At 64.1% G+C, this 23,095-nt stretch carries 19 protein-coding genes and 2 pseudogenes; 18 read left to right on the top strand and 3 right to left on the bottom strand.

Features of this window, described 5'->3' with window-relative positions; all coding sequences use genetic code 11:
- Nucleotides 1-5 precede the first annotated feature (5 nt).
- The 18 genes from XANALMUS060_RS11675 (at nucleotide 6) to XANALMUS060_RS11590 (ending at nucleotide 19,177) form a co-directional block, all read left to right on the top strand.
- Entirely contained in the window at nucleotides 6-956 is a 951-nt protein-coding gene (locus tag XANALMUS060_RS11675) for a hypothetical protein (protein ID WP_045738603.1), read from the top strand.
- Nucleotides 943-1,878: a GNAT family N-acetyltransferase gene (locus XANALMUS060_RS11670; RefSeq protein WP_045738558.1), complete on the top strand. Its 936-nt coding sequence runs from the start codon at nucleotides 943-945 to the stop codon at nucleotides 1,876-1,878. Before XANALMUS060_RS11675 ends, XANALMUS060_RS11670 begins: the two co-directional genes overlap by 14 nt.
- Nucleotides 1,875-2,990, top strand: a complete 1,116-nt coding sequence (locus tag XANALMUS060_RS11665; RefSeq protein WP_045738557.1) for a DegT/DnrJ/EryC1/StrS family aminotransferase — start codon at nucleotides 1,875-1,877, stop codon at nucleotides 2,988-2,990. Before XANALMUS060_RS11670 ends, XANALMUS060_RS11665 begins: the two co-directional genes overlap by 4 nt.
- Entirely contained in the window at nucleotides 2,987-4,240 is a 1,254-nt protein-coding gene (locus XANALMUS060_RS11660) for an O-antigen translocase (RefSeq protein ID WP_045738556.1), read from the top strand. The genes XANALMUS060_RS11665 and XANALMUS060_RS11660 overlap by 4 nt, the downstream gene beginning before the upstream one ends.
- Nucleotides 4,240-5,187, top strand: coding sequence for a glycosyltransferase (locus tag XANALMUS060_RS11655; RefSeq protein ID WP_045738555.1), 948 nt, complete (start codon nucleotides 4,240-4,242; stop codon nucleotides 5,185-5,187). The genes XANALMUS060_RS11660 and XANALMUS060_RS11655 overlap by 1 nt, the downstream gene beginning before the upstream one ends.
- A complete protein-coding gene (locus XANALMUS060_RS11650; RefSeq protein ID WP_045738554.1) occupies nucleotides 5,184-6,353 on the top strand; it encodes a membrane protein in 1,170 nt (389 codons plus the stop codon). Before XANALMUS060_RS11655 ends, XANALMUS060_RS11650 begins: the two co-directional genes overlap by 4 nt.
- A complete protein-coding gene (locus XANALMUS060_RS11645) occupies nucleotides 6,350-7,222 on the top strand; it encodes a Wzz/FepE/Etk N-terminal domain-containing protein (RefSeq protein WP_235430467.1) in 873 nt (290 codons plus the stop codon). The genes XANALMUS060_RS11650 and XANALMUS060_RS11645 overlap by 4 nt, the downstream gene beginning before the upstream one ends.
- A gap of 123 nt (nucleotides 7,223-7,345) precedes the next feature.
- A complete protein-coding gene (locus XANALMUS060_RS11640; RefSeq protein ID WP_045738552.1) occupies nucleotides 7,346-8,191 on the top strand; it encodes a class I SAM-dependent methyltransferase in 846 nt (281 codons plus the stop codon).
- Between the two features lie 3 nt (nucleotides 8,192-8,194).
- Nucleotides 8,195-9,427 (top strand): amidohydrolase family protein, encoded by a 1,233-nt coding sequence (locus tag XANALMUS060_RS11635; protein ID WP_045738551.1) that lies wholly within the window; start codon nucleotides 8,195-8,197, stop codon nucleotides 9,425-9,427.
- Nucleotides 9,424-10,119: a class I SAM-dependent methyltransferase gene (locus XANALMUS060_RS11630; RefSeq protein ID WP_045738550.1), complete on the top strand. Its 696-nt coding sequence runs from the start codon at nucleotides 9,424-9,426 to the stop codon at nucleotides 10,117-10,119. The genes XANALMUS060_RS11635 and XANALMUS060_RS11630 overlap by 4 nt, the downstream gene beginning before the upstream one ends.
- A gap of 23 nt (nucleotides 10,120-10,142) precedes the next feature.
- On the top strand, nucleotides 10,143-11,291 hold the full coding sequence (locus XANALMUS060_RS11625; protein WP_200894046.1) for a glycosyltransferase family 4 protein: 1,149 nt from the start codon (nucleotides 10,143-10,145) through the stop codon (nucleotides 11,289-11,291).
- Nucleotides 11,288-12,394 (top strand): glycosyltransferase family 4 protein, encoded by a 1,107-nt coding sequence (locus XANALMUS060_RS11620; protein ID WP_045738549.1) that lies wholly within the window; start codon nucleotides 11,288-11,290, stop codon nucleotides 12,392-12,394. Before XANALMUS060_RS11625 ends, XANALMUS060_RS11620 begins: the two co-directional genes overlap by 4 nt.
- Before the next feature lie 417 nt (nucleotides 12,395-12,811).
- Nucleotides 12,812-13,339 (top strand): VOC family protein, encoded by a 528-nt coding sequence (locus tag XANALMUS060_RS11615; protein ID WP_045738548.1) that lies wholly within the window; start codon nucleotides 12,812-12,814, stop codon nucleotides 13,337-13,339.
- Nucleotides 13,336-14,514 (top strand): tryptophan 2,3-dioxygenase family protein, encoded by a 1,179-nt coding sequence (locus XANALMUS060_RS11610; protein ID WP_235430466.1) that lies wholly within the window; start codon nucleotides 13,336-13,338, stop codon nucleotides 14,512-14,514. Before XANALMUS060_RS11615 ends, XANALMUS060_RS11610 begins: the two co-directional genes overlap by 4 nt.
- Nucleotides 14,511-15,959, top strand: coding sequence for an FAD-dependent monooxygenase (locus XANALMUS060_RS11605; RefSeq protein ID WP_045738547.1), 1,449 nt, complete (start codon nucleotides 14,511-14,513; stop codon nucleotides 15,957-15,959). The genes XANALMUS060_RS11610 and XANALMUS060_RS11605 overlap by 4 nt, the downstream gene beginning before the upstream one ends.
- Nucleotides 15,960-15,982: 23 nt before the next feature.
- Nucleotides 15,983-17,251: an aminotransferase class V-fold PLP-dependent enzyme gene (locus tag XANALMUS060_RS11600; protein WP_045738546.1), complete on the top strand. Its 1,269-nt coding sequence runs from the start codon at nucleotides 15,983-15,985 to the stop codon at nucleotides 17,249-17,251.
- Nucleotides 17,248-18,036 carry an SDR family oxidoreductase gene (locus XANALMUS060_RS11595; protein WP_045738545.1) on the top strand — a complete coding sequence of 263 codons (789 nt, stop codon included), beginning with the start codon at nucleotides 17,248-17,250 and terminating at the stop codon, nucleotides 18,034-18,036. Before XANALMUS060_RS11600 ends, XANALMUS060_RS11595 begins: the two co-directional genes overlap by 4 nt.
- A 10-nt stretch (nucleotides 18,037-18,046) precedes the next feature.
- Nucleotides 18,047-19,177 (top strand): aminotransferase class I/II-fold pyridoxal phosphate-dependent enzyme, encoded by a 1,131-nt coding sequence (locus XANALMUS060_RS11590; protein WP_045738544.1) that lies wholly within the window; start codon nucleotides 18,047-18,049, stop codon nucleotides 19,175-19,177.
- Nucleotides 19,178-19,477: 300 nt separating this feature from the next.
- On the opposite strand, the gene XANALMUS060_RS11585 is transcribed toward XANALMUS060_RS11590, so the two are convergent.
- The 3 genes and pseudogenes from XANALMUS060_RS11585 to XANALMUS060_RS22060 all read right to left on the bottom strand — a co-directional run.
- Nucleotides 19,478-20,767: a nucleotidyltransferase family protein gene (locus XANALMUS060_RS11585; RefSeq protein WP_082065093.1), complete on the bottom strand. Its 1,290-nt coding sequence runs from the start codon at nucleotides 20,765-20,767 to the stop codon at nucleotides 19,478-19,480.
- Nucleotides 20,764-22,273: pseudogene (locus XANALMUS060_RS11580) on the bottom strand (radical SAM protein). Before XANALMUS060_RS11580 ends, XANALMUS060_RS11585 begins: the two are co-directional and overlap by 4 nt.
- 259 nt (nucleotides 22,274-22,532) lie before the next feature.
- Nucleotides 22,533-22,937, bottom strand: a pseudogene (locus XANALMUS060_RS22060) (cobalamin B12-binding domain-containing protein); the annotation flags it as partial.
- Nucleotides 22,938-23,095: the final 158 nt, after the last annotated feature.

The raw sequence follows: 23,095 nt of genomic DNA, 5'->3' as shown, positions 1-23,095 counted from the left end.
TGCCTCTGTTCGACTGGCACAAACGTGGCCTGGTCTTCGCCACTGCACGCGATGGCGTCGGTGGCTGGATGGCGTACGCGGCCTTGACGCCGACACCATACCGACTGGATGCCGAACGTCTGCGGGTCTATGCCGGTTTTCGCGATGCCGACGGCGTCAGTCGCATCGGTTACGTCGACGTGCGCGCCGACGATCCGACCGTGGTGCTGAGTGTCAGTGCCAAACCGGTACTGGAGATTGGCCGTGCTGGTTGCTTCGACGACAACGGCATGATCCTGGGCGACGTGGTACCGGGGCCGGATGGGCTCTACATGTTCTATGTCGGGTTCCAGCAGGTGGCCAAAGCCAAGTTCCTGGCCTTCACCGGGCTGGCGCTGTCCGGCGATGGTGGCGCTTCGTTCCAGCGTTGTCAGGACACGCCATTGCTGGACCGCGCGTCTGGTCGCAGCACCATCGCCGCTGTGCACACAGCGCGCTACGAACATGGCCGTTGGCGGCTGTGGTACGCGGTCGGCGACGATTGGGAGTGGATCGGTGGCACGCCGTTCCCGCGCTACCACATCCGCTGCGTGGACACCGATGATCTTCATGCGATTCCACGCCAGGACACGGTGTGTCTGCGTCCGCAAGGCAGCGAGTACCGCATCGGCCGCCCGCGGGTCTACCGCCACGATGGCCGCTATCTGATGTACTTCACCCGTGGCAATGTCGATGGTGCCTATTTTCCAGGCATGGCGATCAGCGACGACGGTCGCCACTGGCAGCGATGTGATGAGGAGCTGGGGCTGCGTCTGGCATCGGAAGGTTGGGATGCGCGCACGCTGTGTTACCCGGCGCTGATCCGCCATGGCGATCGCGTGCTGATGTTCTATAACGGCAACGACATGGGGCGCGAGGGATTCGGCGTGGCCGAGGCGACGCTGCCGGCCGGGGAGGGCAGCGATGCTTTCGGTTAGGGCCTATACCGCGGCCGATGCGCCAGCCTGGGACGCGCTGGTGGCCGCCTCGCGCAACGGCAACCTACTGCACTGCCGTGGCTACATGGACTATCACGCCGAACGTTTCGTCGATGCCTCGCTGTTGGTCGAGCGCGACGGCATGCCGGTGGCGGTGTTCCCGGCCAATCGCGATGGTGCAGAGGTCGTCAGCCATGCCGGCCTCAGCTATGCCGGATTGCTGTCTTCCCATGGGTTACGCGCCGTCGCGACGCTGGAAGCGTTCGAACGCATTGCCGCGTATTACCGCAACGCGGGTGTGCAGCGCTTGTTCTACAAGGCGGTACCGCATGTGTTCCACCGTAGTCCGGCCGAGGAGGATTTGTATGCCTTGCACCGGCTCGGTGCGCAGCTGTATCGCCGCGATCTGTCTTCTGCGGTTGCCTTGCGCGAACCGCCGCGTTTGACTTCCGCGCGCCGTCGCTCGATCAGCAAGGCACGCCAAGCCGGCCTACGGGTGCAGCGCACGGTCGATCCGGCGCCGCTGCACGCGCTGCTGAGCGAGGTGCTGCACCGCCACGACACCCGTCCGGTGCATCGCTTGGACGAATTGCGCCTGTTATGTGCGCGTTTCCCCGAGCAGATCGTGCCCTATGAAGTGCGCGACGGCGATACGCTGCTGGCCGCATCCTTGGTGTACGACTTCGGCCATGTGGTGCATACCCAATACCTGGCCTGTTCCGAGCAGGGCAAACGCGTCGATGCGCTGAGCCTGCTGCTGGCCGAGTTGATCGAACATGTCTACGTGCAGCGCGATTTCTTGAGCCTGGGCATTTCCACCAACCAGCAGGGACGCGAGCTCAACGCCGGTTTGGTCGAACAAAAGGAGCGCTTCGGCGCGCGCGCGGTGGTCCACGATTTCTATGTGTGGGATCTACCATGATCGTGCCCTTCCTGGACTTGCGCGCCAGCAATGCACGCTATGCCGACGAATTGAAGGCGGCAACGGCACGGGTGATCGATTCGGGCTGGTATGTATTGGGCGCAGAGCTGGAAGCATTCGAGCAGGAGTTCGCCGCCTATTGCGGTAATGCCCATGCCATCGGTGTCGGCAACGGCATGGACGCGTTGACCCTGATCCTGCGTGGCTATTGCGCGCTGGGTCGGTTGCGCGAAGGCGACGAAGTGCTGCTGCCCGGCAATACCTTCATCGCCAGTTTTCTGGCGATCAGCGAGAACCGATTGCGACCGGTGCCGGTGGAGCCGGATGCGACCAGTTTCAATCTCGACCCCGAGCAGGTCGAGCGCGCAATCGGGCCGCGGACACGGGCGATCATGGCGGTGCATCTGTATGGACAGTTGGCCGACATGACCGCGTTGCGGGCCATCGCGCAACGGCACGATCTGCTGCTGATCGAGGACGCGGCGCAAGCGCACGGCGCACGGTGCCACGGCCGCCATGCTGGCAGTTTCGGCGATGCGGCCGGTTTCAGCTTCTTTCCGGGCAAGAACCTGGGCGCGCTCGGCGACGGCGGTGCGGTCGTCACCGACGACGACGCCCTGGCCGCAAAGATCCGTGTGTTGCGCAACTACGGCTCGGACATCAAATACCGGCATCTGTTGCAGGGGGTGAACTCGCGCCTGGACGAGATGCAGGCGGCGCTCTTGCGGGTCAAACTGCGTTATCTGGACGAGGAGATCGCGCTGCGTCGTGCGGTCGCACAGCGTTATCGCGCTGAAATCGCCCATCCAGGCATCGTCTTACCGCAGGTGGCCGACGAAGCCGCCCACGCCTGGCATCTGTTCGTGGTGCGCTGTGCGCAGCGCGATGCTCTGCAACGCCATCTACAGGTTCGTGGCGTGCAATGTCTGGTGCATTACCCGACGCCACCACACCATCAACTGGCGTATGCGGACATGCATGCGCTGCATCTGCCGCTGTGCGAGCGCTTGCATGCCGAGGTGTTGAGCCTGCCGATCGGTCCGACCCTGGATGCGGCAGCGGTGACGCTGGTGATCGATGCCTGTCGATCCTTCATGGACATGCAGGCATGAACGTGCTGCGCAGCGGTATCTATAGCGGCATGGCCACGCTGGCCAAGTTGCTGTCGGCTTTGCTCGTGCTCAAATTGGTGGCGGTGTATGCCGGTCCGGCAGGGGTGGCCCGGCTCGGCCAGTTCACCAGTTTGATGTCGCTGCTGGCGGTGCTCGCGGGCGGTGGAATTGGCGCCGGTGTAGTGAAATACGTCGCCGAGTACCGCGACGATCCAGGCATGCTGGCGCGTTTGCTGGGCACCGCCCTGGGCTACGCCGCGTGCGCTGCCGGCGCGATGGCGCTCGTCGGGTTGCTGTGCAGCCGCCAGATCGCGCAGCGCCTGCTCGGCGATGCGCACTACCAGTCGTTGATCTGTGCGTTGGCGCTGGCGCAACTCGGTATCGCGCTGCTCAACTACATTCTGGCCGTGGTCAACGGCTTCATGGATGTGCGGCGGCTGGCTTTCATCCAAGTCGTCGGTGCGGGCCTGAGCGTGCTGGTGGTGGCGTGTCTGGCAGGCTGGTTGCAGCTGTATGGCGTGTTGCTGGGGTTGGTGCTGGGACAACTGGCGTGGTTGTGCGTCGGCCTGCCAGCGCTGCGGCGCAGCCCGTATTTTCGTCGGGAGATGTTCCGCATCCGTTTCGATGCGCCGATGGTCCGCCGGCTGGCGGCGTTTTCGGCGATGACCTTGGCTTCGGCGTTGCTGCCGTTGCTGGTCAACATCGGCGTGCGCGACCACCTGGCCGGCCGCTTCGGTTGGCAACAGGTCGGTTACTGGCAGGCGGTCGGTCGTGTCTCCGACGCCTATCTGCTGTTCTTCACCACGGCGATCAACGTCTATTACCTGCCCAAACTGGCGGCATTGCAGACCCGTACCGATCTGCTGCGCGAACTGCGCGGTGCCTATCGCTACGTGTTGCCGGCTGTGAGCACGGCGGCCATTGCGCTCTACCTGTGCCGCGACGGGGTCACGCGTGTGTTGTTCGCCCGCGATTTTGCGGCGGCCGCGTCACTGTATGCGCCGCAACTCATTGGCGATGTACTCAAGATTGCTTCGTTCGTGCTGTCGTATCTGATGCTGGCGAAGGCGATGACGCGCCTGTTCGTCATCTCCGAATGCGTGTTCGCGATCAGCTACCTGGGGCTGGTGTATCTGTTCACCGCGCGCATGGGCTTGATCGGCGCGACCTATGCCTTCGCCTGCAACTATGCCGTGTACCTGCTGTTCAACGTGGTGGTGGCGCGCCGTTATCTACGAGGATTAGGCTGATGGACAAACACGCGCAGCAGCCTGCCGCGCCGCTGGTCTCGGTGCTGATCCCAGCGTTCAACCACGAACGCTTTGTCCAGCGATGCCTGGACAGCGTGCTGGAGGATCCCTATCCGAACAAGGAGCTGGTGATCGTCGACGACGGCTCCAGCGATGCCACCGCTGCACGCATTGCCGATTGGATCGCCCAACATGGCGAGCGCCTGCACGTGCGCTTCTGGCAGCGCGAGAACCTGGGAACTGCCGCGACGCTGAATCACCTGGTGGCAATGTCCAGCGGCGAGTTCCTGCGCTTGGGTGCCAGCGACGATTATCTGCTGCCGGGTGGATTGGGCGCGCAGGTGGCCTATCTGCGCGCGCAGCCGCATAAGGCCGCGGTGATTGGCGATGCCATCGTGGTCGATGCGCATGGTCAGACCTTGCACCAAAGCAGCATGCGCGACCTGCACGGCGTGGACAAACGTTTGTATCGCAGCGAAGCCGGCATTCGCCGTGCGGTCATCCAGCAGTGGGCAGTGAGTGGGGCGGTTGTCTTGATCCGCCGCAGCGCGATGCAGGGGGCAGTGGGCTGGGACGAGGATTTGCGGATCGAGGACTGGGATTTTTTCCTGCGTCTGGTCGCACGCGATGCGCTTGGCTTTGTCGATGTCCCGGTGTGCGCGTACCGCGTCCATGCGACCAACACCAGCCGGACCCGACATTTGCCTAGCCGCCTGGCCAATCTTGCCGAATCGCGGCAGGTGGCGTTGCGTCATGCACGCCTGTTCGACCCGGTCAGTCGCACCTTGTTGCAGGCGCAGGCGCATCACATTGCCGCCAAGCTCGCGTTCCTGCGATGGCGCCCGTTGGCGTTGGGCGGACATCTGTTGGCTTACGCCGGGCTGTCGCTGCTGGCGTGCTTACGCCGGGATGTGGCCGATTCCAGCACGATGGCAAAACACGCATGAGCGGGATATTGCGCCTGCCATCGCTGTATTTCGGCGTGCCGTTGCTATTTAGTTGCGGCGTGACCCTGCTCAGTTTTCATCTGCCACCGGGGTATCTGGATGGCATCGCGCTATTGGCCGCCGTGGCCCTGGCGACGCTGCTGCTGGACGCGTTGCTCGGCATTCGCCTGCCGCCAATGACGGCACTACGCACGCGGCGTTATGCCGGCACTCGCGAGGGCGTTGTCGCGCTCGGGCTGGCGGCCGTGGTGGTGCTGTTCTGCCTGCTGGACCTGCTGCTGTTCCCGATTCCCCTGTTGCATAACCCTTCCGCTTATGCGGACTTGAGTCCGTTGCGTGCGCAGGTGCGGCATATCTCCAACATGTGCTGGATTCTGCCGCCCATCGGCCTGCTGTGCGTGCGTGATCGGCGTCTGCGCACGGCCTTGTTGTTGGGTGGTTTTGTATTCCCGGTACTAGTGATTGATCGCAACCGCTTGTTCGCTGCGGTGTTCAGCGTCGGCCTGCTGCTGGTGTTGCGGCGCGATCCAGCACGGTCGCTACCATGGAAGCGGGTACTGGCCCTGTTGTGCGCTGGCACCGCCGCATTCGCGTTGCTGGGCACGCTGCGTTCCGGTTCGCTGGATTCGGTGGCGCTGCCGTTCGGCGATCTGTACCGCGCCGCGCCGCAGGGCATCAAATGGCTGTTGCTGTACATCGGCGCCGGCCCATACAACTTCGGTGCGCTGCTGGCCAAGCACTATGTCAACGCCAGCTTTCTGGTCAACCAACTGGTGCCGCTGAGTGGTTCGATCGCCACTGCCGGCACCGGTATTCCGCTGGACGCACCGAACATCAACGTGGGGACCGAATTCCTGCCGTTTTTGCTGGCTGGCGGGGCCGGTGCGGCCGTGGCCTCGATGCTGGCGCTGTACGTCGCCTTGTTGTGGAGCGTGCGTTTGCTCGGTCGCGGTGTGGCGCTGTTCAATCTGCTGGTGTTTCTGCGGATCGCCTATGCCTGCGTGATGTCGCCGTTCGCCCCGCAGGCTTTTACCTGGACCAACGCTGGCTTCATCGCGCTTTGCCTGCTGTTGCATGTCTGCAGCGCCTTGTTACCGAACCGCCGCGATGGCGGTGATGCGGTGCAAGTCGCGCTTTCCGCTTCCCCGAGGACCGCTTCACCATGAGCCAAACGACAATGCACGACGACGAAATTTATCTGATCGACCTGTGGCGCATCCTTCGCCGCGAATGGCGCTGGTGCTTGCTGCCGCTGCTCGCCGCGCTGGTGGTGGCGCTGGGGTTTTTGTATGCCGCTCCCCGTCAGTGGCAGGCCACCACCTGGATCCAGGTCGGTGAATTCGGGCCGACCCCGGCCGGACACGATCCCAAGCTGGAACCATTCCAGCGCGTGATCGACCGGATCAAGACGCGTGCGTTCCAGGACCAGGTCCTGCGCAGCGTCGGAGTGCCGCTGGAGAGTCGCCAGGGCGCGTTGTATCGCCGCAGTTTGAAACTGGACCCCGACCCCTACGCCAACCTGATCCAGCTCAGCCTGCGCGCCGATGCGCCGCAACAGGCACACCTGCTGGCCGAGGCCACCACCGCGCAATTGCGTGCCTTGCACCAGCGCATTCAGGCTGGTCCGCTACGCCAGAGCACTGTCCGCCTGCGCGACATCACCGACACACTGGCCGCGATTCAGGCCGAGCGGGAAGGTCTGCTGCAACGACAACGCCAGGCCCAGGGCAGTGCCGAGCAGCAATTGTTGATGCAGCTGCTGCTGTCGGAAAAGACCACCGCTCTGCGCACGCTCAAGGCCGAACGCGACGATCTACTCAGCCGACTCGACCCACGTTACACCTACGACACCTCGGCACCGTGGGCGACCGACGTGCCGCGACAGCCGGCATTCCCCAATCCGGTGCTGGTGCTGGGGTTGGCACTGCTGTTGGGTGGCGGTACTGGTGTACTGGCTGCGGTGATCAGGAACGCGCTGCGTCGGCGTCAGGCATGTGCCGCTTCCCACACCATTGCCACCTCGCAAGCGCTATAGAGCCACTGGCGAAGAAGAATTCAACCAAATCGCCTCGCCCCCGCACTTACCTCAGTGACCGCGCGTTTGGCCCTGCGCGGCTTCCCCCAACGATGTCGCTAGGGCAGTGGAGAGAGGCAGGTGATGGCAAACGACAAGCTTGGCGCGGCCGCCCGCGCGATGACGATCGACCCGTCGCAGCTATTGGAGACGCAGCGCGCCTTCGACAGCGTGGCTGCCGATTACGACGGTCCACGCGGTAATAACGCACTGATCCAGCGAATGCGTTCCACGCTTTGGGATACGGTGAGAGCGCAGCTTCCCGTCGGCTCGCGATTGATCGATCTGGGTTGCGGTACCGGCTTGGATGCTTACGCCTTCGCCCAGCTCGGCTATCGCGTGCTGGCCACCGACTGGTCGCCGCAAATGGTGGCGCGTACCCAGGCCCGCGCCGAAGATCCGACGCTGCATGGCCGCCTCAGCGCCACGCATGTCGGCATCCAGCAGTTGGAGCAGGTGCAGGGCGAGTTCGATGGCATGTATTCCAACTTCGGCCCGCTGAATTGCGCGCCGGATTTGCCGCAGGTGGCAGCGCAGTGCGCGCGTCTGCTGCGTGGCGATGGACGCCTGGTGTTTTCGGTGATCGGTCGTTTGTGTCCGTGGGAACTGGGCCATTACCTGCTGCGCGGACGCCTGCGTCGTGCCACGGTGCGCGCGGCGCGCGGCGCTACCGCGGTCGGCATGAACGGGCATACGATCTGGACCTGGTACTACCTGCCGCGCGAGTTCTACCGCGCCTTCGCCCCGCACTTCGCGCTGGAGTCCTACCGCGCACTCAGCCTGTGCCTGCCGCCGCCTTATCTGGTCGAACACTACCGTCGCCATCCGCGTGTGGGCCAGTGGCTTGGCCGCCTGGACGACCGCATCGGCGGCTGGCCGTTGCTGCGCGACATGGGTGATCACTTCCTGATCGTGATGCGCAAACGCTAAACCATGCGTGCGCCTTCCGCCGCCGCCGAAGCGTACCTGTACGGTGCCCGCCTGGCCCATCCGATGGGCGCCGAGCGTGCACCGCTGGCTCTGCGCGCGGGCCGTCTCGTGGAGCGCGTCGGTGCGCGCGCGTGTCGTATTGCGCTGCATGGGCACACGATTTTTCCGGGGCTGATCAACGCCCACGACCATCTGCACGTCAATGCGGTGCCGCCCTTGCCGCAACGCACGCCATTCGCCAACAGCTATGCCTGGATCGCGGCCTTCGCCGCGCATTTCAAGGAGCCCGCCGTGGTCGCCGCCTTGCAACGACCCAAGGCGCTGCGTCTGCGCCACGGCGGACTGAAGAACCTGCTGGCGGGAGTCACCTGCGTCGCCCACCACGATCCCTGGCATGCCGAACTGGAGACCGCCGATTTTCCGGTCGCGCTGCTGCGCGATTTCGGCTGGGCCTACACCTTGCACGGACCTGCCTACGGTCCACCACTGCTGCCGAGTTTCGCCGCCGCGGCTGCCGCAGGCTGGCCCTGGATGATCCACCTGGCCGAAGGCACCGATGCGGTGGCCGCCAGCGAACTGGCCGAGTTGGAGCGACGCGGTTGCCTGGCGCACAACAGCGTGCTGATCCATGGCGTGGGCCTGAGCGAGGCGGATATTACGCGCGTCATCGCCTGCGGCGCGGCGGTGGTGTGGTGTCCATCGAGCAACCTGACACTGCTCGGTCGAACCCTGACACCGCAACGCCTGTGCGCGGCAGGACGTCTGGCATTGGGCAGCGATTCGCGTCTGAGTGGTGGGCGCGATTTACTCGACGACCTGGGTTTGGCCGCAACCCATGGCCTGGATGCGACGCAGGCCGTGGGCTTGGCGACCGTTGCCGCCGCCGACATTCTGCGTCTGCCTGGACGCGGCTGCCTGACGCCCGGCGCGCACGCCGATCTGGTGATCGTGGCCGACTGCGGTGGCGCACCGGCGCAGAGTCTGGTCGGCCTGACACGCAGCGCATTGCGTGCGGTCGTGCGCGATGGACGCCCACAAATCGCCGATCCGGATTTCGCCGACTGGTTTGCCGCCGCTGGCGTGGAGACGGTGCCGGTGACGTTGGATGGCGTGCCCAAACTGCTGGCGGCTGACCTGGCCGACCCTGCGTTGCTCGCACTGGAGCCGGGGTTGGCGTTGCTGAGCGCGCCGTCGCATCTGCACGAGATCACATCGTCCAAGGCCTGTCTGGCATGAGCGCGATGCCAACCCTGGATCCGCTCGACGCCTATGCACTGTGGGCGGAACATTATCCGGCACACGCGCACAATCCAGTGATGCAAGCCGAGCAGCGCGCGATGCTGGGGTTACTGCCGGCCTCGCTGCAAGGCCAGCGCGTGCTCGACGCAGGCTGCGGCAGCGGGCGCTACCTGCTGCATGCGTTGCGGCGCGGCGCGATGCACGTCACCGGTGTGGACCTGTCCGCGCATATGCTGGCGCGCGCGGCATGCGAACTGGCCGATATACAGGACAGCCGCTACAGCTTGCGCGAAGGGTGTCTGCAGGCGCTTCCGCTGGCCGATGCCAGCGTCGAGCTGAGTCTGTGTGCGCTGGCCATCGGACATCTGCCGCAGTTGACTCCGGTACTGGCGGAATTGCGCCGTGTCACCCGGCCCGGCGGTTGGGTGCTGTGCAGTGATGTGCATCCGATTGGGCCAGCGCTGGGTTGGCGTCGCGATTTCAAATCCGCAGGCAAGCACTATGCGGTGCGCCACACCCAACATCTGTATAGCCACTGGCACGCGGCCTGTGCCGCGCTCGGGTTGGCCATCGAAGCGGTGTGCGAACCCATGCTCGACCCGGCCGATATTCCGGCCGGCGCCCATTTCGATCCTGTCGCGTTGCAGGTGCCGGTGGCGTTGGTCGTGCGCCTGCGGCGTTTGTCGTGAACCAGGTGCTGGGCGCGTCCGCCATGCCGCCGTGCGTGCTCAGGCCACTGCATGCGGTGCAGATCAATTTTGTTCCGGTGCCGGCGAACATAGCGCCAACGCGGGTTTTCGCGCACTGGCCGTCGCTGGCCGACATCGCCGAAACCGCTGCCAGTGGCGGCACCCGCGTCTCGGTGATCCAGGCCGCCGCCAGTGACACGCGGCTGCAGCGCAACGGGGTCGATTACCATTTCATCGATCTTGGCAGCGGTCGCCGTGGTCGCCATGCACACCGCGCCATCGCGCGGCTGGACACGCTGGGCGCCGACGTGGTGCACATCCATGGCCTGGAATTCGCGCGCCAGGCATGGACGCTGCGACGGCAATGGCCAACGCTGCCCATCTTGCTGCAGGACCACGCCAACCGCCCGCCATGCTGGTGGCAACGCACGCGCTGGCGGCGGTTGTACGCGGCGGCCTCCGGCATCGCGTTCACTTCGCTGGAACTGGCGCGCGGCTTCGTCCAGCACGCGTTGTTTGCTCCATCCACACGCCTGTTCGCGATCCCCGAATCCAGTTGTCGCTTCACTCCCGGTGATCGCAGCCAGGCACGAGGCGAGAGCGGATTGAGCGGTGCCCCCTGCGTGCTGTGGGTCGGGCATCTGAGCGCGGGCAAGGATCCGTTGAGTGTCCTCGACGGTGTGGCGCGTGCGGTTGGTCGTCTGCCTGGATTGCAATTGTTCTGCGTGTTCGGTGATGCGCCGCTGCTGCCTGCGGTACAGCAGCGCATCGCCGAGGATGCGCGTTTGCGTGGTCGCGTGCATCTGCTCGGCAGGGTGCCGCATGCGCAGGTGCAAACGCTGATGCGCGCGGCGGATGTCTTCGTCGCCGGCAGCCACGGCGAGAGCTGCGGCTACGCGGCGCTGGAGGCGTTCGCCTGCGGCACCGTGCCGGTGTTGACCGATATTCCCGCCTTCCGCGTGCTCAGCGATCACGGCCGGATCGGCGCACTGTGGCCATGCGGCGACGCCACCTGCCTCGCCGAGGCGCTGGTACACGTCGTCGAGCAAGGGCCATCACGCGCATTGGTGCGCGCGCATTTCGATGCACACTTGTCGTTCGCGGCGGTTGGCCGGCGCTGGGCGCAGGCCTACGCGCAATTGCGCGAACAGTCGCCGCGAGGTGAGCCATGAAACTGGCACTGGTCGTTCCCGGCGGAGTGGATCGCAGCGGCGAATACCGGGTGATTCCGGTGTTGCTGAGCTTGATCGAGCGCTTGGCGCGCGAACATGAATTGCACGTCTTCGTCCTGCATCAGGAGCCACAGCCGGCGCAGTGGCATCTGCTCGGTGCGCAGATCCACAACATCGGCCAAGGCCGTACCCGCTGGCGCGCAATCGCCGCGATCTGCGCCGAGCATCGCCGTGCGCCGTTCGATCTGCTGCAATCGATCTTCTCCGGGCACTGCGGCCTGATCGCGGTCGCTGCGGCGCGCTGGCTACGGCGTCCCAGCCTGGTCCACATCGCCGGTGGCGAGCTCGTCGCATTGCACGCGATCGGCTACGGCGGGCGACGCAAATGGCAGGGACGGCTACGCGAGGCTGTGGTGTTGCGATTAGCCAGCGTGGTGACTGCCGCCAGCGCCCCCATCATCGATAGCCTGAAGGCGCTGGGAATCGACGCCGAGCGTGTGCCTTTGGGCGTGGACCTGCGTGCATGGCCGCCGTCTGCGCCGCGTGCGCGTGGCAATGGACCCGCCCGCTTGTTGCACGTTGCCAGCCTCAACCGGGTCAAGGATCAGCCGACGCTGCTGCGTGCGTTGGCCGCATTGGCTCGTACCGGGGTGGATTTTCGTATCGATCTGGTTGGCGTGGATACGCTCGACGGTGCGATGCAGGCATTGAGTGTGCAACTTGGCCTGGCCGAGCGTGTGCGCTTGCTCGGCTTCAAGACCCAGCGCGAATTGCGTCCACTGGTGCAGGCGGCGGATCTACTGGTCATGTCCTCGTTGCACGAGGCTGGGCCGTTGGTGTTGCTGGAAGCCGCAGTCGCCGGCGTGCCAACGGTCGGCACGGCGGTTGGGCATTTACTCGAATGGGCACCGTCGGCGGCCTTGGCCGTACCCGTCGGCGACTGGGCCGGCCTGGCCGACGCATTACGGCAGGTCCTCAGTGACGACGATTTGCGCCTGCGTCTGGCCTGGTCGGCGCAGTGTCGCGCGGTGCGCGAGGATATCGATCACAGCGTGCGCTGCTTCAGCGCTCTGTATGAGCGCTTGTGCGGGGCAGCGAGCTGATCGCTACCGCTAGCGTCGATGTGCTGCGATGTCAGCTCTTCGTGATTTTTCATTGACTGATGTCGTGGCTGCAAAAAATTTTTATTTTCAAACAGTAGCGTCGATATTTTAGATGGGTGTCACTCAGTGAATGTGCGACACGCCAATACGTGTTTTTTATCGAAAAAATGGTTGCATTGATTTGATTGAATTTTTTTCTGCATTGCAATTAACGATCAAGAAAAACATCTGGAATTTATCTCTAACAAGCAGGACGCTACTGCCATTGCTTTGTTTCGCTCGCAGATTAATTAGGCGCGAGAAACACATTGTACGTGTTCCGGCACGCAGCCTCATCGCCGCTGATTGAATCGTTGCGCCAGCATGATACGGCGTAATTGCGGCTCCCCCGTCACTTTTGTCGCAGGTGAAAATTCCATGCTGAAGAAGTTGCATCATGTCGGATACCGTTGCAGGGATGCTGCTGAAACAGTCGATTTTTATGAGCGCGTGATTGGGCTGAAATTCGCTGCGGCATTGATCGATCATGCGCCATCGGAAGCAGTACGGCCGTCCAATAATAATGTCTTTTTCGAGATGGAAGATGGCAGCTATCTATGTTTCTTCGACATTATCGACGATAATGGTCCCTCGGCGCCCTTGAGCGATACTTGGGCGCAGCACTTGGCACTGGAAGTCCATGATGTGGAACGTGCCGAGCAGATCGCCGCTCGTCTGCACGCGCACGGCACTGCGGTGGAGGGACCAGTGATCCACGAAGTGGCAGGCGATCAAATCTGCGGTGAACTGGCCCGCTCTTGGTACTTCCGCGACCCTAATGGGCATCGGCTGGAATTGCTGGTCAAACCTGTAATCGCGCAGACTGCGATCTGGGACGATCTGGCGAAGAATGCCCACGCCGAGTTGGCCCGGTGGGTGGCATTGAAGCAGGCCGCTACCACATGAGCACGATTGCCCCCGTACTGAACGCACGTACCTGTTCCAGTAGGCCAGGCGAGCGCAGCAAGACGGCGAAGGCCATGAATTACTGGGACTACATCAAGGTCGAGCAGTTGCTTGCCTTGCAGGGTGGGTTGAACGATGACGAGGCTTCTGTCGGCAACGACGAAGCCTTATTCATCGCGGTTCACCAGATCTACGAGCTCTGGTTCAAACTCATCCTGCGCGAACTCACCAGCACGCGCGATCTACTCCAGGTGCTGCAACCGGAGGACCCGCGCATGACGTTGGCTGTGCGCTCGCTGCGACGGGCGACTTCGGTGTTCGAACAGGCCAATTCGCACTTCAAATTGATGGAGACGATGACGGCGCGCGATTTCCTGGAGTTTCGCGCGCGTTTGGCGCCGGCCAGCGGCTTTCAATCCGCTCAGTTGCGCGAGATCGAGGTCTTGCTTGGGCTGGAGGAGGGCCAGCGTATCGCGATGGGGCAAGTCGGCTCCTTCAAGGATGCACTCAAGCTTCCCAATGGAGCGTCATCCAGTTCCGCACAGCGGCTACAAGCACGGATCTGCTCCGGTCCGAGCTTGAAACAGAGTCTTGATGCTTGGCTTGCGCGCATGCCAATCAATGGCTCGCACGATCCAGCGGTCGCCACCCGATTCGTGCATGACTACATCGCCGCGTTGGATGCCGAAAGCGAACGTCGGTTCAGGGCTGCCTGCACGAGCGGAGCAAGTGCGGAAGCTGTGGCGCAACAGCATGCGCGTTTGGCGATCGAGAGCACCAATGCCGCCTCTTTTCTGCTTGGCGAAGACGATCCGCAGGCAAACGCAGAGCAACGTGCGCAGCGCCGCGCGGTGCGCACGGCGCTGATTTTCATCGAGAGTCACCGTGATCTGCCTATGCTGACCTGGCCATGGGAGTTGCTCGAAGAGATCGTCGCACTGGAGCAGTCGATGCTCATCTGGCGTCAGCGCCATGCACGGATGGTCGAGCGTTTCATCGGCCATCGCGTTGGCACCGGTGGATCGCCCGGGGTCGCGTATCTGGATCAAACGGCCTTGCAATATCGGATATTTTCCGATCTATGGACGGTGCGTTCCTTGCTGCTGCCCACGGCGAGTTTGCCGCCACTGCGTCATGGTCTGTGCGATGAGGGTGTGCTGGAGCGGGGGCGATGACGGTGCCGCATGTCGTCGTGCTCGGTGGCAGTGTCGCCGGACTGACGAGCGCGCTGGCCTTCGCCCGACAGGGCGCTCGGGTCACGTTGATTGAGCGCGATGCGATTGACCATCCGAACGTTTCGGATCTGCGGCAGGATGCGTCGGTCAAGGCCTGGTGGCGTAAGGGCGTGGCGCATGCACGGCATACGCATGCCCTGGCAGCCCTCGGTCGCCAGGTGCTGCGGGAGCGTGCGGCAGACGTCTGGCATGCCTTGCTCGCGGCCGGTGCTCTTGAGATGCCGTTCGGCGCAACTTTGGACGGGCGGGGACGCATCCCGCGTTGCGAGGATCCCGATCTGTTCGGCCTGTCCGTGCGTCGCTCCCTCGTCGAGGCGGTGTTGCGGCCCATTGTCTGCGCGGAACCGAACGTGCAACTGCGCTCGCAGACAGCGGTCATGGGCCTGATCCTGGACAGGGCCACGATGCCGACGGTGCAGGGTGTAAGCACCACCGCTGGCGATGTACTCGGCGACCTGACAATCGACGCATTGGGACGCAGCTCGCCGCTGGCCAAGTGGCTGCATGCGGCCGGAATGCCAGAGCCGTCGGAGAGCGTCGAGCCATGCGGACTTGCGTACTACACGCGTTGGTATCGTGTGCGTCAGCCGCCTTCGGTGCGGTTGCAGGCGGGATTGTCCGCAGGCGGATATGCCGCAGCGAGCGGGTGTGTGGTGTGTCCTGCCGACAACGGTTACGCCTCGGTGACGCTGATGGTGCCGCAAACCGACAAGCGTTTGCACGTCTTCGACGATCCTCTGTTGTTCACTGCCGTGGCGCGGGCGCATCCCGGTGTGGCCGACTGGCTGCAACCGACAGTCTGCGCGCCGTTATCCGACGTGCTGCGTTGGCCGGTCTGCGAGAATCGCCTGCATCGCTTCGTGGTGGACGGGCGCCCGGTGCTGTTGGGCGCGGTTGCGGTTGGCGATTCGCTATGCGTCACCAATCCGACCTATACCCGTGGGATGTCGCTGGCCATGCGCTATGCGTTTGCGCTCGCCGATCTTGCCGCCTGCGAGGGGGGGCACGATCCCGTAAGTTTCGCGCTGCAAGCGGACCGACTCGCGGGACGCTGGGTCAGACCTTGGTACCAGGACAGCGTCGAACAGGACCGCGTGCGCACCGCGTGCTGGGCCGGGATGCCGCCGTCGCCCCGGTCGACTGACATCACGTTGCAGGACATCGCCGCGACCGCCCGCCATGACCCCCTGGTCTGGCACGCGCTGGCGCGCCGCACCGGCATGCTCGATGCACCCGAGGCGATCTTCGCCCGCGAGGACGTCTTGGTCCGCGTCCACACGCATCGCGCGCAGGACATGCCGTCACCACCGCAACCGAGTCGAGCGGCGCTGATGCGGCTGATCGCCGACAACCGAATGGCCGACTGCGTCCATCCACCTGCCTGATTTTCTCTTCTCTGGAGCGTTGCATGCAGTATCCCATCCGGAATACGGACACCGATCCGCCCCATTTCCGTGATTACTTCGCACTGGATTCCGATGTCCGTTGTCTCAACCACGGCATGCTCGGAGCGTGCCCGTTCCCGGTTCTCCAGCGGCAGGACGCGTTGCGCGCGCGCATCGAGCGTCAACCCGCCGCCTTCGTGTTGCGCGAGCTGCCCGCGCTGCTCGACGACGCCCGGCATACCTTGTGCGACTTGATCGGTGCCAACGCCGAGGACGTGGTCCTGTTGCCGAACGTCACGACGGCATTGAACGCGGTGCTGCGCTCGCTGGACTTCGCGCCGGGCGATGAAATCCTGACCACCAACCATGCCTATCTGTCCTGCTTGAATCTGCTCGACTACATCGCCAAACGCAGCGGTGCGGTGATCGTCGTGGCGACGGTGCGGACACCGGTGGATGGACCAGAGCAGGTGATCGACGCCGTGCTGGAGCGCGTCACTGCGCGGACACGGCTGGCCGTGCTCGACCATGTCACCAGCCCGACGGCCATCGTGTTTCCCATTGCCGCGCTGGTGCAACGGCTCGCCGCGCTCGGCGTGGAGACGTTGGTGGATGGCGCCCACGCTCCGGGCATGCTGCCCATCGATATGCACGCGATCGGCGCGGCGTATTACGCAGGCGATTGCCACAAGTGGTTGTGCAGCCCGCGTGGCGCTGGTTTCCTGCATATCCGAGCTGATCGCCAACGCGGTCTGCATCCTCCGGTGATCAGTCGCGGCTACGGCGACACGACGACGACGCGTCCGCGTCTGCACCTGGAATTCGATTGGCTGGGCACCGCCGATCCGACCGCATTACTGTGCCTGCCGACGGCCGTGCAGTTTCTCGCCGGATTACTGCCTGGCGGCCTGGCGGCGCTGTACGCGCGTAACCGCGCCTTGGCAATCGCGGCGGCGGCGCGTGTTGCCGCAGGATTGCCGTTGACACGCCTGGCAGCCGATACGATGGTCGGCAGCATGGTCGCGTTCGACTTGCACGACGCTGATGCCGCGACGTGCGCGCTGAGTGCAAGCGCATTGCAGGAGCATCTGTACACCACTCATGCCATCGATGTGGCGATCTGCGCATGGCCGGTTCCGGCAAGCCGCGTCGTGCGGATATCCGCGCACATCTACAACACGTTCGAGGATTATGCGTCGCTTGCCGATGCCTTGGCATCCAGCATGTTGCCGACACCGGCGATGCGGACAGGCCAGCGCCCTGCATACGCTATAGAAGGCGTCGCGTCATGAGCTTGGCATTGCAGGACAAGCATGTCTTGATTACCGGCGGAGCCGGCGGCATCGGCATCGAGTTGATTCACGCGTTCGCGCAGGTCGCGCACAAGGTGACGTTCACGTATCGCCCGGGAGAAGACAGTCAGCGTCGGGCGCAGGCCCTGCTCGAGAGCGTCGGTCCGGCCGCCGTGGCCGCGCACGTACTCGATGTCGGTGATCGCGATAGCCACGCCCGTTTCATGCAGACCTTGCACGATCCGGTGGATATCGTCATCCACAATGCCGGGCTTGGCACCAAGACCGTCGAGCGTGCGGCGGCCACCCACAAGGAACAGGACGAAGCGTTTTTCCGAGTCAATACCCTGGGGCCGCTGTGGCTGACCGAAGATCTGCTACCGGGAATGCAGAACAGAGGGCATGGCAAAGTGCTGTTCATGAGTTCGGTGGATGGTGGGATTACCCATTTCCCACGTTTCCGCGCCGCCGATGGCATGAGCAAGGCGGCCGTGGCGTTCCTGGGCCGGCAGCTCGCCGCCGCCTGTGCCTGCACCGGAATCGATGTCTTCACCGTGTGTCCCGGCGCGACCGATACGCCGATGTTCCAGGCCAGCACCTTGAATGCGCTTTCGGCCGTACAACGCCAGACACTGGAAGCCTCGTTGCCGGGCGGGCGCCTGATTCATCCGCGCGAAATCGCCGATCTGTGCCTGTATCTGTGCCGCGACGAAGCCCGCATCCTGCGCGGGGCCGTCATCGACGCATCGCTTGGCCTGGGCGTGTGCCCAGGCATCATGGACTAAGGAGCCAGCTATGCCCGTCCCCTCGAACCGCTTCTGGGAACAATGGCTCACCGCACATCGCGCCAAGCCCGATGCCTGCGTGACCTATTCGTTGTCGCCATCGCCACCGTTGCAACGGTTTCTCGCCGAACTGGACACGGCGCAGTCGCTGGACTGGTCCGCCGAGGATTACCAGGGCCTGCCGAACCTGCGCGAGCGCGTGCTCGAACAGTACGGCTATGGTCCGGCCTGTGGCGTGGAGGATGTGCTGATCACCGCTGGTGCGCAGGAGGCCAATTATCTAGCGCTGACACAGTTGCTACAGCGCGGCGACGAGTTCGTCATCGATGCGCCGGGTTGGCAGCAGCCGCTGGTGCTGGCCGAGCAAATCGGCGCGGTCGCCAAGCCCGTGCAACGCTTCGAATCCAATGGTTGGGCGCTGGACATCGCCCAGCTCGAAGCGCTGGTCACGCCGAGGACCAAACTTATCTTCCTGTGCAATCCGAATAATCCCACCGGTCGGGTGGAGGATGCCGCGACGCTTTCGCGCATCATCGCCGCCGCCGATCGTGTCGGTGCCTATATTCTCTCCGATGAGGTCTACCGTGGCCTGGAGTGGGATGCGCAGCAGACGCCGCGCATCGCCACCCTATACGAGCGCGGTATCAGTACCGGCAGCGTCTCCAAACTGCTCGGCTTGCAGGGCTTGCGCACCGGCTGGATGGTGACCCGTGATCGCGCTGTGTTGCAGGCGGCCATGGTCCTGCGCGAGAACACCAGCGAGATCATGAACGTCCTCGGCGAACGGCTCGCCGAGATCGCGTTGCGCCCGGAACACTTTGCGGATGCGGTCGCACATGCCCGTTCGGTCGGACGCAAACGTATCGATTTGCTGGATCGTTTCGTCGCCACGCAACCGGCGCTGAGCTGGACGCCGCCACAGGCGGGATTGCTCGGGCTGGCCCGGTTGCATCTCCCACTCGGTGCGGAAGAGTTTTGCCGAAGATTGCTGGCGCCGCCATACAACACCTTCGTGATGTCCGGCGATGCCTATGCGTGTCCCCAGCATCTGCGTCTGGGTGCCGGCGGTGTGTCGATGCAGGAGTTGGAGTTGGGACTTGCGCGATTAGCACAATTGCTCGCCGCTTCGGCCTCGACGTGATGATGCTGGTGTGCAGGGTGGCGCCTGCTCCCGACGTACTGTGGCGACAGCAGGCCACAAGATGTGTCGCATCGGTCCTTGCCGACGCGCAGTGATGGCGAAGAGTCGCCAACACAACCATGGCGACTCCTGCGTGCTCTCCGCGCCGATCCGATAGCGAATCGCGAGGTTTTTTTTCGCCACTCTAAGCTGCGTCACGATCCGGCGTGGGTGATCGTGGCACCGAGTTCCGACGATGCTGCGCGGCGATCGACGAAGCATCGCAGCAGCCGCATCGGCAGCCACGACTCATGAGGCGTTTCATGATGCGTTCGGCGCATATCCTTGCAGTGCGCTGCGTACCACGTACAGGGTATCCATGCGCGGCACCGGGCGCAGCAGCCGCTGCAACACCCGGTGCACGTGCGGCAAACGCACCCATGCCTGGCCCTGCAGCCAGAGTTGGGTGCGGATCATCTCGGCACGCTCCTGCTGGCTTTCCAACGATGGTTGCAGTCGCTGACGCAGATAGCGTAGCGCCGCACCGCACGAACGCGACCATGGGATTCCCGGCAACGTCGGCAGCCACAAGTGCGAACACGATGCCGCCGTCAGGTCCAGCCAAGCTGTCTGCAGGCGTAGCAGTGGAGGGCACTGCGCACGCAATTGCGCGAGCACCGTTGCGGGGATGGTGGCACGGTAATACCGCAGCATCAGCCGCAGTGGCGGCCATGCCCACCAGGCGCCGGTGCCATCGTGCGGGTTACACAGCATCTGCCAGTCGCTGGCGCGCATGCGCGGCGCGAGCAAGGCGATGTCGTGCAGGTGCATCAGCCGCAGGCTGCGGCTGCATAGTCCGCCGGCCGCATGCAGCAGCAGGTGGCTCATCAACGCGCCGTTGCTGGGGTAGGGGTGTAGTCCCGGAGCGTCGTTGCGGGGGAAGATCCGGCTGCTGATCTCCACCGTGTCCAGCGGCAGGCGCTCCTGGATGCGTACGTGCAGTTCGATGTTGATGGGGGTATCGCGATGCTCGCCCAGCCCGTGCGGCACCTGTGCCTGCGCGGGACGGAAGGTCTGGTGTTTCCATAGAGCGCATTCTGCGACGTAGCCCAATGCGCCCAATAGCGTGGCGGTCCGCTGCGCATCTTGCTCGCGGACCAGCAGGTCGATGTCGGCCATGGGGCGGTCGCCGGGCCGATATAGACCTTGTGCATGCAATGCCGCACCCTTCAGCGGCACGATAACGATACCCGCCGTCTGCGCCAGCGCATCGATGCGTTCGAGCAATGCGGCGATGCGCTGATAGCGCGCGGCGACGTGGTCGCGCTGTGCGGTCAGGAACTCCTGCCAGTCGCGCCGCGGCCATTGCGAGCGCTGGCTGAGCAACGGTGCCACGCCATGCGCGACCGCCGCCGCCGCCGCCAGTTGCCACTGCAATGGGTCCCATGTTGGCGACGCAGTCCCCGGCTGCGCCAGTTCGCGCGCCAGCGTTTCGGTGCTCAGGCGCAGGCCGCGACCGATCCGTTTGAGTCCAGGCAACGTGGCTTCGAGCGGCGAGGGGGGCGGCGTGGCCGTGGCGGTCGCGACCGGCGAGGGAGGCTGTGGCGTCATGAACGTTGCACCAGCGCAATGCGCCGTGCGGAACTGCCAGTACCGGAGAGTACCGATGCCGGCGATACGGCGTCGGTGCGGTGCAGAATCTCGCTGGCGATCAGTTTGTCCCAGTCGGTATCCAATAACGCAACGTCCTGCGCCTGCTTGGAGCCATCGGCTGTGTCGCGTTGTAGATCCACTTGCCTGTGCAGTAGATCGCGTACTCGACGGTAGAAGTCCGAGTCGTAAGCGCCATGGAACATCATCGCCAGGTCGTCGCTGTCTTGCCAATGTGTCTTGCGTCCGAGTTGGTTTTTCACCTGCTGGTAGAACACGGTGCCGGGCAGGGGATAGGACACGCTGACGCCGATGTCATCCGGGCGCGCCTGCGCCAGCAGTTGGCGTGTGGCGAGGATGTCTTCCAATTGTTCGTCCAGATAGCCCAGTTGCAAGAAGAAACCAACGCGAATGCCCTGCGCGCCCAGGCGCTGGCGCGCGGCGATCACCCCGGATACGTGCGTTCCTTTGGTCATCTTGTCCAGGATGCGCTGACTGCCGCTTTCCGCACCGATCCAGGCTTCCACGCAGCCGGCGCGAGCCAGTGCTGCGGCCATGCGCTCGCTCCCCAGGTCGGCGCGGGTCTGGATGGTGAAGGGGATCGAGCCTTCGGCGGCGGCCAATGCTTCGGCAAAGGCTTCCACCCAGTCGACGTGGAAGCCGAAGATGTCGTCGGCCATCCAGATGTGGTCCGGTGCGAAGTTGCGCTTGAGATGGATCATTTCCGCTGCGACATCTTGCGCATCGCGGCGCTTTGTAGTGGTTCCCCCAGATCGGCTTGGCGCACCAGTTGCAATGGAACGGGCAACCGCGCGAGGCGGCCATGTTCAAACTGAAATAACCGTGCCGTTCTTGCCACAGGCGTCGGTAGCGTTCGATGTCTACCAAGTCCCACGCGGCCATGGTGGACAGGCGCGGGTCTGGCGGCCGTGTACCGATCTGCGCGCGTCGCAGTTGCGGCGATGCCGCGCTGGCGACATCGGCCACGTCCGCCACCCAGTCGGTGGGGGCGATGTGCGGGGTCTGTTGCAATCGCGCGACAAGATCCAGTAACGCGGCGATGCCTTCGCCGATCAGCACGGCATCCGCACCGGCGGCGAGGAACGCCTCTGGATGATCGGACGCATCGGATCCGGCGACGATCACGCGGCTGCCATTGGCGCGTGCCTGCGCAATCATCTGACAGGCGGCTTCACGCATCCTGCTCAGACACATTTTGGTGAGGAAATTGAAGTTATCTTCATAGAACACCACCAGGTCCGGCTGTTGTCCGCGCACCGCGTCCGCATAGTCCTCCACACCCTCGGCCAGCATCGCGTCGAACAGCGTCACCTGATGCCCATGCTGGCGCAGCAGCGACGCCACCTGCAACGTGGCCAGTGGCGGATACGGTTTGCCACGCTCCCATTGCTTGGGGTCGTAACGCGTAGTGGTTCCCCCAGATCGGCTTGGCGCACCAGTTGCAATGGAACGGGCAACCGCGCGAGGCGGCCATGTTCAAACTGAAATAACCGTGCCGTTCTTGCCACAGGCGTCGGTAGCGTTCGATGTCTACCAAGTCCCACGCGGCCATGGTGGACAGGCGCGGGTCTGGCGGCCGTGTACCGATCTGCGCGCGTCGCAGTTGCGGCGATGCCGCGCTGGCGACATCGGCCACGTCCGCCACCCAGTCGGTGGGGGCGATGTGCGGGGTCTGTTGCAATCGCGCGACAAGATCCAGTAACGCGGCGATGCCTTCGCCGATCAGCACGGCATCCGCACCGGCGGCGAGGAACGCCTCTGGATGATCGGACGCATCGGATCCGGCGACGATCACGCGGCTGCCATTGGCGCGTGCCTGCGCAATCATCTGACAGGCGGCTTCACGCATCCTGCTCAGACACATTTTGGTGAGGAAATTGAAGTTATCTTCATAGAACACCACCAGGTCCGGCTGTTGTCCGCGCACCGCGTCCGCATAGTCCTCCACACCCTCGGCCAGCATCGCGTCGAACAGCGTCACCTGATGCCCATGCTGGCGCAGCAGCGACGCCACCTGCAACGTGGCCAGTGGCGGATACGGTTTGCCACGCTCCCATTGCTTGGGGTCGTAACGCAAAAAATACGAATGACTGACCTGGATTTTGAGCATCGGTGAAAGGTCTCGTTCGGCGCCAGCGTGCAAGCGGCGCATGCAGCAATGGCTGCGCAAAGGTGGTTGTGGCGGTAAGTGCCACCCATGCGGGGTTTGGTTGTGCGCCGTTTGCGGCGACCTTGTCGTCTGATGTCTCCGCGGCGCTGTATGCAACC

This window comes from Xanthomonas sp. MUS 060 (assembly GCF_000963215.1).
GTDB lineage: Bacteria > Pseudomonadota > Gammaproteobacteria > Xanthomonadales > Xanthomonadaceae > Xanthomonas_A.
This window is presented reverse-complemented; position numbering and strand designations above follow the sequence as displayed.